Origin of the sequence: Runella limosa DSM 17973 (assembly GCF_000482465.1) — a bacterium.
Taxonomy (GTDB): Bacteria; Bacteroidota; Bacteroidia; order Cytophagales; family Spirosomataceae; genus Runella; species Runella limosa.
Window position 1 is genome coordinate 231093 of record NZ_KI519422.1, and the last position, 16039, is coordinate 247131.

15 protein-coding genes are annotated in these 16039 nt (G+C 43.9%); 4 read left to right on the forward strand and 11 right to left on the reverse strand.

Going from position 1 to position 16039, the window contains the following annotated elements:
• Positions 1–39: 39 nt before the first annotated feature.
• Together K339_RS34135 and K339_RS0118895 are read left to right on the forward strand one after the other, a co-directional pair.
• Complete coding sequence (locus K339_RS34135; RefSeq protein ID WP_051398109.1) at positions 40–1467, forward strand: CotH kinase family protein; 1428 nt, start codon at positions 40–42, stop codon at positions 1465–1467.
• 70 nt (positions 1468–1537) lie between these two features.
• Positions 1538–3895, forward strand: coding sequence for a PDZ domain-containing protein (locus K339_RS0118895; RefSeq protein WP_211243817.1), 2358 nt, complete (start codon positions 1538–1540; stop codon positions 3893–3895).
• A gap of 24 nt (positions 3896–3919) precedes the next feature.
• Here K339_RS0118895 and K339_RS0118900 read toward each other — a convergent pair whose 3' ends face one another.
• The 6 genes from K339_RS0118900 to K339_RS0118925 form a co-directional block, all read right to left on the reverse strand.
• On the reverse strand, positions 3920–4762 hold the full coding sequence (locus tag K339_RS0118900) for a helix-turn-helix domain-containing protein (protein ID WP_028525005.1): 843 nt from the start codon (positions 4760–4762) through the stop codon (positions 3920–3922).
• 17 nt (positions 4763–4779) lie between these two features.
• Positions 4780–5226, reverse strand: coding sequence for a hypothetical protein (locus K339_RS0118905; RefSeq protein WP_028525006.1), 447 nt, complete (start codon positions 5224–5226; stop codon positions 4780–4782).
• Between the two features lie 81 nt (positions 5227–5307).
• A complete protein-coding gene (locus tag K339_RS0118910; protein WP_028525007.1) occupies positions 5308–5991 on the reverse strand; it encodes a hypothetical protein in 684 nt (227 codons plus the stop codon).
• Positions 5992–6057: 66 nt separating this feature from the next.
• Positions 6058–6903 carry a helix-turn-helix domain-containing protein gene (locus K339_RS34140; RefSeq protein WP_051398111.1) on the reverse strand — a complete coding sequence of 282 codons (846 nt, stop codon included), beginning with the start codon at positions 6901–6903 and terminating at the stop codon, positions 6058–6060.
• Positions 6904–7036: 133 nt separating this feature from the next.
• Complete coding sequence (locus K339_RS0118920; protein ID WP_028525008.1) at positions 7037–7558, reverse strand: hypothetical protein; 522 nt, start codon at positions 7556–7558, stop codon at positions 7037–7039.
• Between the two features lie 23 nt (positions 7559–7581).
• A complete protein-coding gene (locus K339_RS0118925) occupies positions 7582–8439 on the reverse strand; it encodes a hypothetical protein (RefSeq protein WP_028525009.1) in 858 nt (285 codons plus the stop codon).
• A gap of 160 nt (positions 8440–8599) precedes the next feature.
• Here K339_RS0118925 and K339_RS0118930 point away from each other — a divergent pair, with 160 nt between their 5' ends.
• Positions 8600–9250, forward strand: coding sequence for a Uma2 family endonuclease (locus tag K339_RS0118930; protein ID WP_028525010.1), 651 nt, complete (start codon positions 8600–8602; stop codon positions 9248–9250).
• 4 nt (positions 9251–9254) lie between these two features.
• Here K339_RS0118930 and K339_RS0118935 read toward each other — a convergent pair whose 3' ends face one another.
• The 5 genes from K339_RS0118935 to K339_RS0118955 all read right to left on the reverse strand — a co-directional run bounded on the left by K339_RS0118935 (position 9255) and on the right by K339_RS0118955 (position 14402).
• Positions 9255–10040 (reverse strand): helix-turn-helix domain-containing protein, encoded by a 786-nt coding sequence (locus tag K339_RS0118935; RefSeq protein WP_310586642.1) that lies wholly within the window; start codon positions 10038–10040, stop codon positions 9255–9257.
• Positions 10041–10127: 87 nt separating this feature from the next.
• Positions 10128–11456 carry an NAD(P)/FAD-dependent oxidoreductase gene (locus tag K339_RS34145; RefSeq protein ID WP_037301109.1) on the reverse strand — a complete coding sequence of 443 codons (1329 nt, stop codon included), beginning with the start codon at positions 11454–11456 and terminating at the stop codon, positions 10128–10130.
• A gap of 12 nt (positions 11457–11468) precedes the next feature.
• A complete protein-coding gene (locus K339_RS34150; RefSeq protein WP_051398112.1) occupies positions 11469–12077 on the reverse strand; it encodes a hypothetical protein in 609 nt (202 codons plus the stop codon).
• Positions 12078–12183: 106 nt separating this feature from the next.
• A complete protein-coding gene (locus K339_RS0118950) occupies positions 12184–13635 on the reverse strand; it encodes a BamA/TamA family outer membrane protein (RefSeq protein WP_229598773.1) in 1452 nt (483 codons plus the stop codon).
• On the reverse strand, positions 13632–14402 hold the full coding sequence (locus K339_RS0118955) for a M15 family metallopeptidase (protein ID WP_157607655.1): 771 nt from the start codon (positions 14400–14402) through the stop codon (positions 13632–13634). The genes K339_RS0118950 and K339_RS0118955 overlap by 4 nt, the downstream gene beginning before the upstream one ends.
• A 154-nt stretch (positions 14403–14556) precedes the next feature.
• Here K339_RS0118955 and K339_RS0118960 point away from each other — a divergent pair, with 154 nt between their 5' ends.
• Positions 14557–16023 carry a Gfo/Idh/MocA family protein gene (locus K339_RS0118960; protein ID WP_028525014.1) on the forward strand — a complete coding sequence of 489 codons (1467 nt, stop codon included), beginning with the start codon at positions 14557–14559 and terminating at the stop codon, positions 16021–16023.
• Positions 16024–16039: the final 16 nt, after the last annotated feature.

Here is a 16039-nt window from a genome sequence, read left to right on the forward strand (position 1 = left end):
CAAAGTACTCAATACTTTAGAGATAAAAATGTACACGCCATGAAAAACTATCGATTAAATAAGCTTTATAAACTATGGAGACTTACTACTTTAGGTTTAATAATAGTTGTTTCTTGTTCAGAAGGAGATAGGCCGACTCCCATAAGTTCTGTTATTCCCAGTGGAGATTTACCCAATATAAAACCCAAAGGGAATGAAAATTATCTAAAGGAAAACTCTGATTATATCTACAACCAAGAGAAAGTAAAGACATTTGAGCTACTTATTAGAGACAAAGATTTAGAAAAGCTCAACTTCGACCCTGTCAATCAAGATTATGTAGAAGGGGCTTTGATATTTGAGGGGGATACAATTAGCCCAATTGGTGTACGTTACAAAGGTTCGATTGGGGCTTTTGCTGGTTGTTTATCAAACCGTGATTGGACGAAACCTTCGGGTCAAAAAGTTTGTGAAAAACTCAGTTTGCAAATAAAAATTAACTGGAAAGGTCGCAAAGAACGTTTTTTTGACCTAAATAAACTTCAATTTCATTCGCAGAACTACGACAAATCCCAGCTTCGTGAACGCCTAGCTTATTGGCTCTTTGCCGAAATGGGTGTTCCTTCTCCGCGTTCAGTTCATGCTAGGTTACTTATCAATAAAAAATATTCAGGTTTATATGGCCTTACGGAAGAGATAGATAACCGTTTTGCAGAATATTTTTACAAAGAAGGCAAAGGTAATATCTACAAGGAAGTTTGGCCAGTAAAAGCCAATGGAGAAGTGGAATCGGATGATGCTTTTATCAATGCTTTAAAAACGAATGAAGAAGAGAAAGACATTAACTTAATCAGAGAATTTGGGCAAGCGATTGCGGCTTCTAACGCGTCAAATAACAAAGATGTGGTGAAGAAGTATATGAAAGTCAATGAGTTAGTGTCGTATATTGTGGTTGACAGAGCAATTAGGCATGATGATGGCCCGTTTCATTGGTATTGTACGAACGAAACGGTAAACTCTTGTACAAATCACAATTACTACTGGTTTGAAGATAAAAAAAACAGAAAAATGCACCTCATTCCATGGGATATGGATGGCACTTTTGAACACATAATTAGGAATGCAAACGAAAATACGCCTTTGGCAGATAAATGGGGCGAAACATCGAATAACTGTTTGCCTTTTGCCAAAGGAAGTGGTAATTTAAAACATCGTTCGGCTGCTTGTGAAAAGCTAACGGCAGCATGGGTTAATTTTGACCAAGAATATAATACTACCAAAAGTTATTTTCAAAATAACTTCGTTGCAAACGATAAAATAATTTCCCAGTTAGACAAGTGGGCAAAACAAATTGAGCCTTATATTATTGAGGCAGATAATATTCATAATAAAGATATTATGAACGTGGCGAATAAAAGAACAACCACACTTCTTATTTGGCAAAATGCAACAAATACTTTGAGAAGTCAAGTCAAAGCTATTCAGTGAAATCTAGAAGGCAAACTGCCATATAAATAATTCGGCAACTTATTCCTCCATTTCTTAACCTCTCTTTTTGATGATGATACGTTTTTTTGCGTTGTGGGTGATGAACTGCATCTTCGTTTCGGTCGTAAGCGCTCAAGTGACGTACTATGTTGCGCCTAACGGACAAGATACCTATGCGGGTACGCTGCAAAGACCCTTCAAAAATGTATCTAAAGCCATCGCTTTGGCGCAACAAGCCAAAGGAGCAAAAGTGAAAATATATTTGCGCGAAGGGGTTTATTATTTGTCCGCTCCTCTTGTGTTGAACGCGGATGAAGTGAAGGCAGCATCGGTAGAAATCGGCGCGTATGCCCACGAAAAAGTGACTATTAGCGGGGGAGAGGCCGTACAGCTGGCATGGAAACCGTTTAAAAATGGTATTTATCAGGCTCAGGTAAACGGCAGTGGTGCCTTCGAACAACTTTTTATCAACGGCCAATTACAGCATTTGGCACGTTTTCCCAACTATGACTCCACCGCTCGGGTATTTCATGGCACATCGGCCGAGGCAACAGCCCCCGAACGCGTACGGACGTGGAGCCAACCCGCAGGCGGCTACGTACACGCTCTTCACTCGGGCGAATGGGGCGGATTTCATTATCTAATTACGGGTAAAAATCAAAACGGGGAGTTAGCGTTGGAGGGTGGTTGGCAAAACAACCGTCCTTCGTCAATGCACAAACAGCACCGTTTTGTAGAAAATATCTGGGAAGAATTGGATGCTCCCCACGAATGGTATTTTGATAAAAAGACCCGTACGTTGTACTTTATTCCCCCGCCAAACATAGACCTCGCTAAAGCACGGGTGGAAACCTCGGGACTATACACCCTAGTAGAATTGCGCGGCACTCCCGAAAAACCGTTGCGTAATGTTCATTTCAAAAACCTGCATTTTACCCATACTGAACGTAGTTTTATGGAAACCAAAGAGCCGTTGGTGCGCAGCGATTGGACGTTTTTTCGGGGCGGAGCCGTGCTGTTGGAGGGGGCTGAAAACTGTACCATTACCGACTGTGAATTTGCCGATTTGGGAGGGAATGCCGTCGTAATGAGCAAATATAATAGAAATAATACCGTCAAAGGGTGCTATATTCATCATATTGGAGCGAGTGCTGTGGCGTTTGTGGGTGATCCCAATGCGGTACGTTCGCCTTCGTTTCGGTATGAGTGGTCGATTCCCTACGAAAAACTGGATAAAACTCCTGGGCCTCAAACCAACAATTACCCGCAAGTGTGTTTGGTTGCTGACAATTTGATTCATGACGTGGGACAAATCGAAAAACAAGCGACGGGGGTTCAAATCGAGATGTCGGCGAAGATTACCGTGCGTCACAATAGCATTTACAATACGCCAAGGGCAGGAATAAACATCGGCGATGGGGCGTGGGGCGGACACGTGCTGGAGTACAACGATGTGTTTAACACCGTCTTAGAAACGGGCGACCACGGCGCTTTTAACTCTTGGGGACGCGACCGTTTTTGGTACGCTAACCGACGCTACATGGATAGCCTGACGGCGGTGCATCCTGAACTGATTCTGCTCGACGCGCAGCAAACGACGATTATTCGTAATAACCGCTTTCGCTGCGATCACGGCTGGGACATTGACCTCGACGATGGCTCGTCCAACTACCATATTTACAACAACGTTTGCCTCAATGGCGGTCTCAAGCTTCGGGAAGGATTTTACCGAACGGTTGAGAACAATATCATGGTCAACAACTCATTTCACCCGCACGTTTGGTTTAAAAATAGCCACGATGTATTTCGGCACAATATTATAATGAAAAAGTATTTTCCCATTCAAATCAACGATTGGGGGAAGGAGATTGACCAAAATTTATTCCCTGATGCAGCGGCCTTGGCGTTGGCACAAAAGAACGGTACCGACTCCCGAAGTAAAGCAGGAAACCCTCTTTTCGTGAATGCTTCGGAGGGAAATTATACGGTCAAAAACGCTTCGCTGGCGCTGACACTCGGTTTTAAAAACTTCCCGATGCAGTCGTTTGGCGTGCAGAAAATAGCCCTAAAAAAACGAGCTTTACAGCCTGAGTTGCCAACACTCGTAACCAATGAATCGGTGGAAGGAAAGACCGTTGTGATTACTTGGTTAGGCAGTACGCTCAAAAACGTAGAAGGCTTAGGCGAACGCTCCGCCTACGGACTTCCCGACGAAACAGGTGTGATTATAACGAGCGTCGCGGTCAATAGCTTATTGTCGAAAGCAGGTTTACAGCCCAAAGACGTCATCCGAGTGGCTAACAACAAGCCTGTCAAAACCATTCGCGATTTGCTAGAAATCTACCAAGAAGTCAACTGGCAGGGACACATGGACGTAGAGGCGTTGCGCAATCAGCAGTGGGTGAAACGAGTAGTGATGCTAAAATGAGGGCGATTGGATAGAAAAAGGGGGCTACAGCCCTACAAAATTAGAATTTAGCTGAAGGCGACGTTCAGGGTTAAGATTGCTTTCTTGAATCAGCATATTGGGCGTAACACCTGCAAACTGCTTAAAATCTTTGACCAAATGCTGATAGTCAGTGTAACCAGTCTCCACCGCAATGCTCAACCAGTCCAAGTCTTGACGGGCATCTTTGAGTGAGTAAGCTTGATAAAATCGACAGATACGGGCAAAGTATTTAGGAGTAACGCCTACTTGCCGTTCAAAACGCTTCTCAAACTGACGAAAACTTAGGCAGGCGTCACTGGCTGTTTGGGAGAGATTAAACCCTTGTGGGTTACTTAATATAATACCACCAATTTTGTCGATTGGCTCAAACCCAAATTTAACTCGGGAGACTTTCTTCGTAAAGTAGCGGTCAAGAATGCAGGGAAGCTCGTCATAAGAAGTTGCATGGGCCAGTTGGTCTTCTACATCATCAATTTCTCGCCCTAAAATCGCTTGTGCTTCAATATATTGGTGCAGGAGTTCGTACATCGGAATCCGAAGTAATTTATGAATGGCGCCAGGCTGAAATCGCACGTGGACCATCATGTATTCGGAAGGTAGGTGTAAATTTTGGCGAGTGGTAGGAAGCCCAAAAATGCAGGTCTTAGGGCGTACTGTAAATACTCCTGTCTCAACAGTCTCGGCGGTTTTGGTACCCCGAACCACAAAGGTCATTCCTTCTTCGGGATTTACGGGGTATGCCTTGCTGGGCGCAGGAATGTCTTTCCCAAATCGCATGTGTAGCACCAAATACTCTTTAATGTATGGGCCGAGAATAAGCGAGGGTTGACAACGTTGGCAAATCATGGCATTAAATTGTCAGTTTATTTGGGACTATAATAATGTTCAGAGATACTGGTTATTTTCCATTCGTTACCCTTTTTTTCGAGCAATACTACTCGGTGGGCTTTTACTGTTTTTCCATCGGGGGCGGTGTAGGTGGTTTGGTAATTGGCACTGGCAAAATTTTCCGCCGATTTGATTTGAAAGTCGGCATTGCTCACACGCAATGGCATGGCGGGCGGGAAGGTGTTGTCGTTGGTAAAATCAGCTCCTGTACGAAAGGTATAGCTGCCGTCGGGTAAATTTACGCTTACAATGGTATGTTTTGTGTCTTTAGGATCAAACGACCAATGCTTTCGTACTTCGCTGGGTTGATGCGCTTTGAGCGCTTTTGCTTCGGCAAGTAGCGTGGCTTTAATCGCGTCGTCGTTGGTTTGAGCAAACAAACTGCCTGAGCCAATCAAAAGGGCAAATAATAAATTTTTCATTTTTAACAGGTTGTTGGGTGAAACATTGCTGTACAAAAATGAAGGCTTAAAGCTGGTTTTTAGTGGTAAAAAATCGTTGAACTACGACTTCCCAAAAAACAGTTGCCAAATTTGATTCAACAATTCCTGATTACCCAAAAACAAATAGGCGACAACAGCCAAATTAAACACATAATATCCCAAACCAATGAAGTAAGGCTTGAACGTTTTTCGCGTAAAAAACTCCACTATAAAAAACAACAACCACAAACCCAACTGTACCGCTAAACCATTGGCCAGCAAACGAGCCACCGCAGGGTTGATAAAGGGTATGACCGTCATCACCATAAATCGGGCGTGGTAAGCGGGCTTTCGGCGAAAATAAATGGCTAAACCGTAGAATACCAAGAAAACGGGTACATCGAACAGGTTGGCCGTGAAAACAGGCAGGCTTTTTTCGCGGCTTTGTTCTTGGTTAATAATCAATAGTAATGATACAACCATCAACGCCACCACTACATACGATGCTTTGCCCACCAGTTTATGCCAATGAATTTTTTTTTGCACAATCAAAATCGGTTGAACAATGAGCATTAGTAGCCAAATAATGAGCATCACCGCGTGAAAGTGTGTAACCCCAGTGATGGCAATAGGGACATTGCCAATGGGACTGATAACGCCTTGAAAGTCTGGAAATTCACCAAAGTAGCTTTGGAAGAAGCAGTAAATTACCAAAACAAAAAAGGCAACAAAAAAGAAAGGTAGAAAGCGGTAGGTTTTTTCCATGATGAATGTTTTTTTCGAAACATACTGCCTTTTAAGCGTGTAGAGGTGGTAAAAAAACGACAGGATTTAGCGCGTAGCCATTGTTTTGTTCACCAGTCCCAGTCTGCGTTCGGGAGAGTCCAGTTCTGCTTGAAGGATAAGATTGGGTGTAACGCCAGCAAATTGTTTGAAGTCCTTGACCAAATGTTGGTAATCGTTATACCCCGTTTGTAAAGCGATACTGAGCCAATCGAGCGATGGGTTTTGTTGTTTGAACTCAAATGCTTTATCAAAACGACTAATGCGTGCCAAAAACTTTGGGCTAACGCCCATTCGTTCAATAAACTGCCGTTCCAGGTGTCGTGGACTCCAACACGCTTGGTTTGCCAGCCAATCTAACGAAAAACGATTAGGGTCTTTAATCAGTAACTGTCCAATTTGAGCTACAGGACTCGCGTCAATTTTTCGTTTTTTTGCTTTTTGCCACAAGTATGCCTCTGCAATTGTAATGATGTCATGGTAAGAGGAAGCATTGGCCATTTGCTCATTGACGGTTTTTATCTCATGTCCAATCACACTTTCGGTGTCGAGATATTGATCGGTAATGCAACGCAGTGGGACACCAAATAATTGGTACATGGCGTCGGGCCAAAACACCACCTTGAGCATGATATAGTCGTTTGAAATGTGCAAGTTAAGCCTCGAAACTTGCTGACCTGACACGTAACAAGCTCCTCGTTGTACGACCTCGTCGGTGTGCTGATTGATACTCGTAAGCGGAGTTCGCGGGTTAAAAGTGAGGCATTGTTCGGGGCAAGGCGGGTATGGTTTCACAAAAGATACATTGCCCTGCTTTACTTTAAAATGCAGCAGTAAGTACTTTTTCACAAATGGGGCAAGGAAAGGCGACGGAGTAATGTGTTCAAAAACCATTCTTTTCTTTGAAATAGATTGATAGTGAGCTAGTTCAAATGTAAACAATGAAGTTTTAAAACAATATACCGTTAAATAATTTGCCTGAAGCTTGGAAACTGATGCTAAAAAATGGATTTTAAGCCTAAAGCTCCTATTTGCGATTTATTAAAAATGGACAAGCTGCCACCAGTACAAAACCCAAAATAGAAAACCATTCCCTGCTCTGAAAATTCTTGATGACTTGCGGGTGCATTTCATTGATTTTTGCCACTTGCTCGGCAGTAAGGTGCTTAAAATCTAAGGTTTCAATGTAGCGATTGATGGGGATTTGCTGTTGCGTTGTCAAAACAATATCAGCCACGAAAAGCCCAAACGCAGCTAACAATAGCCAAAAAACGGGTGATTTCCACTGTTTTACAAAAAACAGAATTGCAATCACGTAACTGCACAAGATAATTGGCCCAAACACACCCATGCGTACCCGCATGAAGCCATCAATGATTTGCCAATGGGCTGCCCACTCAGTAGAAGGCATCAAGTCGCCTTTCAAATTGATAATCCCAAAAGCGATTGGGTCTAAAATCCCTTCCAAATGAATGCCAGCATATAAGCCTGCATTAAGCAGTACGATGTAGAGCAATACGGGACGAATTTTGTCAATGAGTGCGTTCATTCGGTGATTTTGCGTTTAGTTTTCTAGCCTGTTATTGCACTTTTTTGGAATTTTGTCAGTAAAGCTACACCCAACCAATACAAAAGAAAAAACGGTATGCCTGGAATAAAGAACAACATTAAAATTTCAAAGCCTTTGGGAAAGTTAAATTGAATAAAGTAAATCATTGTCGCTGATACTATACCAAGCAGACTGAAAATGATAGATACGATTGGGAACCAAACTTGCACTTGTCGCAGCTTATAAAAATAGACTGAAAGCCATATTATCAATGAAAACTGAATAAGCCGCCCCAGTACACCAATGTTGACAATGGTTGTATTGTCATAGTGCTTTGCAAAATCTTCTACTTTTTTGCCTTGACTTATCCATTCTTTCATTGCTTCGGGATATAGGTAATGGTGCCTAAATTCCCAAATAAATTCTACAAAGGCAAGAATAAAAACAACGGCGATTACCCCTCTCATTAAATTTCTGTCTTTCCATGAATCGCTCATCCATAAAGACAAACCAAAGCCCCCAAAAAGTATTGCTGCGATGAATAAGAAAATATAGCGCAAATGTTCGCGTTCGGGGTGTTCAAGCATTTTGAGGCTGAGGTCAGGGGGGGCGACTAGACCAAATATATCAATCAATGGACACACCATTAAGAAGAGAAAAATACTACCGACGGGTACGCCTTCGACAGACCTTGCTGAATAGTGCCAAAACAGCACTATCAACGTAACAATGGCCACAGAAATAACACTACAGATGGTGACATACCTCAGAAAATTATTGCCTTCTACGTAGGGAGAATAGCGCCCAATCGCGATGACAACCAAAAAAGGCAGTATGACTAAAACGAAGGTTGTCAGAATAGATATAGCTTTTCTTTTCATTCGTTTATAAAGAGTTATGTTTTGGCAAACGTAGGAAGAATGCCTTGGGAAAGCATAGTAAAAAAACGACATTTTACCTGATAGCACATTCTCAAAAGCGGGTGCGATTGACCTAGTCTATATCAATTTTTTGTACATTTGTTTACCAACTGAACGTATCATGAGCAATCGCCTTGTTGCTGAAATTCTGAATGAACCAGATGCTTATTTTTTGATTCAAGCCATTGAAGTGGTACTTGAAAATGAAAAGCAGCGAAGAATGGCTTTTTATAATGACATCACCGAACAAGAAAAAGCGGAATTTATCAATGGTGAAATCGTTGTTCATTCGCCTGTGATGAAACGCCACAATACTGCTTCGTTGTTACTAGCTCGTTTGATGAGTATCTACGCCGATACAAATCAACTTGGTTTTGTAGGTATCGAAAAAATCATGATTACGCTCACTCGTAATGATTATGAGCCAGACATCTGTTTCTTCAAAAAAGAGAAAGCCACCATTTTTACCGAAAAGCAAACACTTTTTCCCGCTCCTGATTGGGTGATTGAAATTTTGTCAGAGGGCACAAAAGAGCGTGACCGCGGGGTAAAATTCAAAGATTATCAGGCACATCAAATAGAGGAATACTGGATTATTGATCCCGACCACCAAACCATTGAACAGTATCACTACGCAGAAGGCGAATACGAACTGATTCTTAAATCGGCAGAAGGGCACATTAAAAGTTTTGTCATGGAAGGATTCCACATCCCAATTCGGGCCGTATTTGACGAAGCCCTAAACGTCGAAACCTTGAAAAAGTTGATGTAAAGTTTTAGTAAATCACCGCATTCTCAAAATCAAATCCTGTGGGAACGACTCCCGTAAATTGCTTAAAATCTCGTAACAAGTGATTGGGGTCAAAATAGCCACAACGGTAGGTAATATCGACCCATTTTAAAGCAGGGTTTTGTTTTCTCAAGTTCATCACCTGATTGAAGCGAAGCAGACGTTGGTACATTTTGGGACTTACTCCTATGCGTTCCAAAAACTGACGCTCAAATTGCCGAGAACTTACACAAGCGGCTGCCGCCATTTGGTCTAAGGTTTGCGTTCGTAAATTGGTTTGGGTTAGGACAGCGTCGATAGGTAATGCTGAGACTTTACTTCTGGTCAGTTGACGAACTAAATACTCGTTTGTCAAGGAAATAACTTCGTTGTCAGAGTCGGCATTACAAATGTGTTCCGAAAGCTGTTTTACCTCTCCGCCCAACACCGCCGCACTTTCTTCGTATGTATTCGCAAAATACGTCATCGGAACGTTCAACAGCCGATACATACCTCCAGGCTGAAAAAGTATTTTAAACATACAATAGCCGTTGGGAATCAGTAGTTTAATGTTGCCGATAGTTGCCTGTCCCATAATCATCGTGTTAAAAGCTGTCATGGGTTTTCCCGTTGTATCAAAGGGTTGGGGCTGGCTGCGGGGGTAAAAATAGAGGCACTGCTCAGGTACTGGAGCCATAACCAAAGGGATACCGCTCCCTTGACCAAGGCGAAGCATCCAATATTCTTTTACGAAAGGACGCAAAAGGGGCGGGGGTAGAAATTTTTGTAACAAAGCAAAGCAGGTTTAGTATAGATGAAAATACACTAAAAGTGCTTGATATACAAAAAGATAGCATTAAATTTACTAAACGGTCAGACGTCAGTGAGACAACCGTAGCTTCTCAAAAAACTCAGGGTTAAAGTCAGCCTCTTGGAAGTGCTCTAGCACGTAGTCTAACGAGCGTTGTTGGCGTATCCACGCGTCGCAAGTAGCGTGACGAAGGCGAGTGCCCAGCGCGTTAAAGCCCGTAACTGCCTGCGTATCTTGGCGGTAGTTGATTCGGATGGCGATTTCTTTGCTTGGATGCTGCCAATAAAAGGTCTGAATGCCGTCGGGGCACTGGGCAGGAACATCGCCGTAGGTTTGGTATTCTAGGTCAAAAAACTTAGCCGAATTAAAAAAGACGCCTGGCCGATAGGGCGTCCTTTGACCACCAATGGTCTGAGCAACGGTTTCTCCCATGATTCGGCCCGTGTACCAAATTTGCTCCACCGATTTACGGCCTTGCGGGGGTATGCGGTGTTCCACGCAGTCACCAACCGCATATACGTTAGGAAGGTTAGTTTCTAAATACTCATTGACCAAAATTCCGCGTTGCGTTTCGAGGGAAGTAGTGCGTAAAAAATCAATATTTGGCTCAACGCCGATTGAAATGCCTATAAGCTGACAATCAATGGTTTCGCCCTGCGAAGTGATGACGCGCTCCACCTTCTGGGTACCTTGTATTTTGGCCAATTCGCAGCCAAATCGCAGGTTGATTCCATGCTTTTGGACATGTTGGGTTACAAGAGCAGATTCTTCGGGAGCTAATACACTGCTCCAATAACTCGATTCACGCACGAGCATGGTCACATGAATGCCGCGCGAATGAAGCATTTCGGCCAATTCGACCCCAATTAACCCACCACCCACGACCACGGCTTGTTTTACTCCTGCCGACGACCGTTCGAGTTTTTCCAAATCCTGAAAGCTATAAAGCCCTTGGACGCCATCCAGATGGGTATTGGGCCAGTCGCCAAAACGAGGCACAGAACCCGTTGCAATGATAAGTTTATCGTAAGAAAGGTCGCGTACTTGAGAGGCGGAAGTGGCTGGTTTTGAGGCTACTTTTGTGAGTCGTTCAAGCAGGGTTGGCTGGTAAACAACCGTTTGGCTATCGGCCGAAAGAAATAACTTACGTTGGGCAAAATCAACAGATTCAATCATGCCTCTGACTAACTCAATCTTATTTTTTTGCCAAAACCAGTTTTCGTAAGGTTGGGTATGCTCAAACTTGAGATGCCCCATATACATGTACATGAGTGCCGTTCGGGAAAAGAAATAGTCGGTTTCTTTGGAGATAACCGTGATGCGGCAATCGCTACGTTTGCGCAGCTCCCGTGCGGCTGTGATGCCCGCAATTCCATTCCCGATGATAACAACGTGCATATTGAAAAGCGGCTATTGCAATGGTTTGGGCTTTTTCTCGATTGATTTGCCCTTGGAACCAATGCTAATTCGTAAACCAAAATCTTTGCCTTTACTTACGTCTTCGAGCGATACGAGCATTCCCCCTTTGGCCTTCCAAGTAGTGCGTTTGCCCTGTTTAGAATCGGGCGTGTATTTCCCTGACAAATAGGTGTCAAATTGATTGTACAAGCTTTGGGCATCATTGGCTTCGTTGAGATAAATATCCACCCGAACGCCGTTGAGGGCTTTGTTGTTGTCGAGGTAATAAAGAATATCAATCGCTTCAAAATTCTCGGTTTCGTGCGTGTAACCTACGTGGTCGGTACTGTCTTCAAACAGCTCAAACTTTTCTTCAGCCTTGATTTTGCTCAACGGGTCGCCAAACTTAAAACCACGAAAATCGCCCCCTTGAGGCGTGATGACGAGCTTCAATAGCTCTGATTGATTGCTACTTACAACAGGTGTTTTGACGGCATTGGCTGTATCGGTAGTAGCTTTCTGTTCGGCTGTTTTTTCGTTACTTTTTCCACACGAAAACAAGATTGCGACAACGCCAGCCAAGACTAATAAGTAGGTGTATTTTGGGTAATAATGAGTCATTTCGTCCAAATTTGCTTAAAATCCCTGCTAAGTTAGGGCTAAATACACTTCTATACCAATGACTTACTTCTTTTTAATGGGAAACTAATACTTTGTTGGGGGAAAATCAGAACTCTCGGCCTATCGAAAAATAGGGACGTGCTTCGCCCAAGTGATTGACGGAATAATTGAGACGTCCCACAAAATTATACCAAGTCACCACATCCAGCCCTATTCCTACACCCATCAATGGGCGGTTGGCCAATGTGCTGTTGTTTAGCGAACTGTATTGGTTTCGGGTATAACCAAAATCGGCATAGATGTTGGGATAAATCGCCAACGGGAAGGTATTAAACTGACGCATTTTGATGAACTTACTCAAGTTAAATGTTCGGTTTAATAGTTGGTAGCGCAAATTAGTTTTGGCTAAAGCAAAGTGTTGACCATCAATAACATATAATTCGTAGCCGCGTACAAGGTCGGTGCCGTAGCCCAACCCCCGCGTTTGTAAAAAAGGCTGCAAGAAGGGGCTAGAAGTCTTGGCTTTGAGACTGTAGCTGAAAAAGAGTTTTTTGCCTAAGGAGAAGTATCGTCCATAGTTGGCAGTAGCCTCCCATTGTTGAATATCATCGGAAGAAAAAAGCCCTAATCGGCTAAAAACGAGTCCATAATAAAACCCTCTTAAAGGATATTGGACACGGTCGCGGCGGTCAAAAAAATGTGAATAGCTCAGTTGGAAATAACGCTGTTGTCGGCGACCTTCCAAAAAATAATTAGGATTTAGGCGCGCCACGGTATCGCTGAGGGTGGTATGCGAATATTGGGCAGTTATTGAATGAAAACCGTAAAACCGTGGCCGATAGGTAAAAGTAACGTAAGGATTGAGTCGTTCTCGAACGCGGCTATCGCTTGGAAAAAAAATAAGTTTATCGGCACGGGTACGGTAGGGCAAGGTTCGGTTGGTTAGCCGAATCATTCCGACGGTCATTCCTAGTTTTTGCTTTTTACCCAAATAGGGGCGGGAGTAATACAAATCGAGCCGAGGAATAAACCCAAACTCGGCGCGTAATCGGAGGCGGTCGTTGTTGCCTGTCAGGTTTTGGTGCAAAATATAAGTGCCATAAATTGTGCGGCTCAGGTCACGCCCGCGTTCATACCACCATTCGTTGAAATTGCGGTCGGCGAGTTCAAATACAGGAAAAGCCAATAAATACCACTGTTCCTTAACAACCACCTCCAAATCAACCGTCTGAGGAGTAGCAATCAGCTTGCCATCGGCCGTATAAAAGGCCATGCCCGTGGTGTCGGAGTTTATCGTTTTTCTTTTAAGTTCTACCGTGACGAAGAGGTTGGTGTTGAGGATTTTACGTCGGTCAAATTCTAGCAGGGAATCGAGCCGCTGGGCGGTTAGTACATCGCCCGTCCGTACGTCCATCTCACGACGAATAATGTGTTCACGGGTGCGATAGTTGCCCGTAAACGTAACTTGGCGCACGCGAATGTACTGAGACGTGTCGCTCACTGAATGACCAAACAGTGAAAGCCAAAATCCATGAAATAAAGCGAGAAGGAGCATCATTCAATAAACCCGTATTTAGCTTTTGCTTTGGCGCGAGACAAAGCATTAAAATGCCACCATTCGGTCTGAATCGACGTAAATCCAGCTTTGAGCATGACGCGACGAAGTAACTTACGATTTTCGACTTGTTGGCGAGATAGTTTCCCCGATTTGAGCATTTCGGCTTCACGTCTTGGCTCGGCACTAACGCCAAAAAAATCAAAAATAGTGCCCATATCGAGCGGCTTGCCGTTTTCATCGGCGATGGTTAAGTCAACCGCACAACCAAAGTTATGAATAGAGCCTTTGGCAGGGTCAGCCACAAAATCTTCGCGGCGATTATAGGGTAAATGACTCATCCGTGCCCAAAAAATCTTGGTAACACTCAGCGGACGTGCCCCGTCGTACACCAACAACGTATAATTGGGCTTTTCTTGTTTTAAAAACTGATTGGCTTTTACCAATTTTTGGGCAGCCATGGGCTGCAAATAAGCGCGCTCTAAGTCGCCATAGACATCTTCTTTGATGAAATTGTCGGTCGTGGAGTACTTGAGCTCAACCTTGAGCGTAGGGTCGAGGTTTTGGATGTCCACTAGGCCGTGTTTGATAAATTTTGTCTCTAAAGTGCCCACCTTTGTCTGGGCATGACCAGCCAATGAAAGGCTTACAAAAAGCCACAGCGCAGCAATTATTCTTCTCCTCTGCAACCAATAACGAATAACCGATAACGAATAACCGATAACAGTCTCCCCAATAGTCCACTTTGCTTTTAAGAACGTATTATACATCAGGCGTTTGCTTTTTTGTCTCTATTCAATCTCAAAAGTAAGCAGAGTTTTAGCATCTTTTCTAAAAAAATGCGCAATAAAACGGTAATTATTACCCTCTTCTGTGCTTTAAGTTACGAGTCTGTTCAAACAACTTAAAAAAACTACTAAACCAATGAAATCAAAACAAAAGACCTTATCGGTATCAAGACGCGATTTCGTGCAAAAGAGCGCCTTGGCCGTAGGTAGCTTTTTCATTGTGCCCCGCCATGTGATTGGAAAGGGTTATACTGCACCGTCTGACAAACTTAATTTGGCAGCCATCGGAGCAGGTGGCAAGGGAACAAGTGACATTTTTAACGCATCAAACAAAGGAGCCAATAACGTGGTGGCGCTCTGCGATGTGGATTACAAACACGCTGCTAAGTCAATCGAGCGTTTCCCTAACGCAACTAAGTACAAAGATTGGCGTGAAATGTTGGCCAAAGAAGGAAAAAACATTGATGCCGTTACCATTTCTACGCCTGACCACAACCACGCGGTGATTGCGATGGCGGCCATGCAATTGGGCAAACACGTCTATGTACAAAAACCATTGACCCACAATATCTACGAAGCGCGTATGCTCACGGAAGCGGCTCGTAAGTACAAAGTGGTAACGCAGATGGGTAACCAAGGTGCGTCGAACCCTGCACAGCTACAGATGGTTGAGTGGTTCAATAAAGGATTAGTAGGGCCTGTGCATACGGTTCAAATTTGGACCAACCGTCCTGTGTGGCCACAGGGGATTCCTGTACCAACGGGCAAGCCTGATATGCCAGAAGGCATTGCATGGGATCAGTGGGTAGGGCCTGCGCAGTGGGTTGACTATCACCCAGGCTATCACCCATTCAAATGGCGTGGTTGGTGGAACTTCGGTACGGGCGCGTTGGGTGACATCGGTTGCCACACCATCGATACTCCGTTCCGGGTATTGGGTCTTAACTACCCAACTGAAGTAGAGTGTAGCATAGGTTCGGTGTTCTTGAAAGACTGGAACCCAGAGTGGATTCCTGAAGGATGCCCGCCGTCGGCGTTGGTGGAAATTAAATTCCCTGCTACTGCGAAAAATAAGAGCCCATTGAAAATGGAATGGATGGACGGCGGTTTGCGTCCGTTCCACCCTGATTGGATTCCTGCCAACGAACCACTTAGCACCGACGGAAACGGCGCGAACGGGGTGTTGATGATTGGTAGCAAAGGAATCATTGCCTGCGATATGTATGGCAACAATCCTAAGATTTATTACAAAAACGGCGACAAAGTAGAAATGGCGAAAGATAGCAAGTACGCTGCGCCAACAAACTTGCCAGAATACGGCCACCAAATCCATTGGACAGAGGCTTGTAAGGCAGGTTTTGGTAGCGACAAGCACAAAGGCTTGACATCGTCGTTTGATTACTCAGGACCACTTACTGAAACGGTATTGATGGGTAACTTGGCGATTCGTAGCTACATGCTTCGTCAGCCAAAAGGCGATGGCTTCGACTACTACGGTCGTAAGAAGTTGTTGTGGGATGGTAACAACATGAAGATTACAAACTTCGACGATGCGAACCAGTTTGTATCGCGTCAGTACCGCGAAGGTTGGAAATTGGTGTAAGCTATTTCCCCGACGA

Bases quoted from the DNA above. Each gene is read 5' to 3' on its own strand.
- K339_RS34135 (WP_051398109.1), top strand. From the start codon at position 40: ATGAAAAACTATCGATTAAATAAGCTTTATAAACTATGGAGACTTACT.
- K339_RS0118895 (WP_211243817.1), top strand. From the start codon at position 1,538: ATGATGATACGTTTTTTTGCGTTGTGGGTGATGAACTGCATCTTCGTT.
- K339_RS0118900 (WP_028525005.1), bottom strand. From the start codon at position 4,762: ATGATTTGCCAACGTTGTCAACCCTCGCTTATTCTCGGCCCATACATT.
- K339_RS0118905 (WP_028525006.1), bottom strand. From the start codon at position 5,226: ATGAAAAATTTATTATTTGCCCTTTTGATTGGCTCAGGCAGTTTGTTT.
- K339_RS0118910 (WP_028525007.1), bottom strand. From the start codon at position 5,991: ATGGAAAAAACCTACCGCTTTCTACCTTTCTTTTTTGTTGCCTTTTTT.
- K339_RS34140 (WP_051398111.1), bottom strand. From the start codon at position 6,903: ATGGTTTTTGAACACATTACTCCGTCGCCTTTCCTTGCCCCATTTGTG.
- K339_RS0118920 (WP_028525008.1), bottom strand. From the start codon at position 7,558: ATGAACGCACTCATTGACAAAATTCGTCCCGTATTGCTCTACATCGTA.
- K339_RS0118925 (WP_028525009.1), bottom strand. From the start codon at position 8,439: ATGAAAAGAAAAGCTATATCTATTCTGACAACCTTCGTTTTAGTCATA.
- K339_RS0118930 (WP_028525010.1), top strand. From the start codon at position 8,600: ATGAGCAATCGCCTTGTTGCTGAAATTCTGAATGAACCAGATGCTTAT.
- K339_RS34145 (WP_037301109.1), bottom strand. From the start codon at position 11,456: ATGCACGTTGTTATCATCGGGAATGGAATTGCGGGCATCACAGCCGCA.
- K339_RS34150 (WP_051398112.1), bottom strand. From the start codon at position 12,077: ATGACTCATTATTACCCAAAATACACCTACTTATTAGTCTTGGCTGGC.
- K339_RS0118950 (WP_229598773.1), bottom strand. From the start codon at position 13,635: ATGATGCTCCTTCTCGCTTTATTTCATGGATTTTGGCTTTCACTGTTT.
- K339_RS0118955 (WP_157607655.1), bottom strand. From the start codon at position 14,402: ATGTATAATACGTTCTTAAAAGCAAAGTGGACTATTGGGGAGACTGTT.
- K339_RS0118960 (WP_028525014.1), top strand. From the start codon at position 14,557: ATGAAATCAAAACAAAAGACCTTATCGGTATCAAGACGCGATTTCGTG.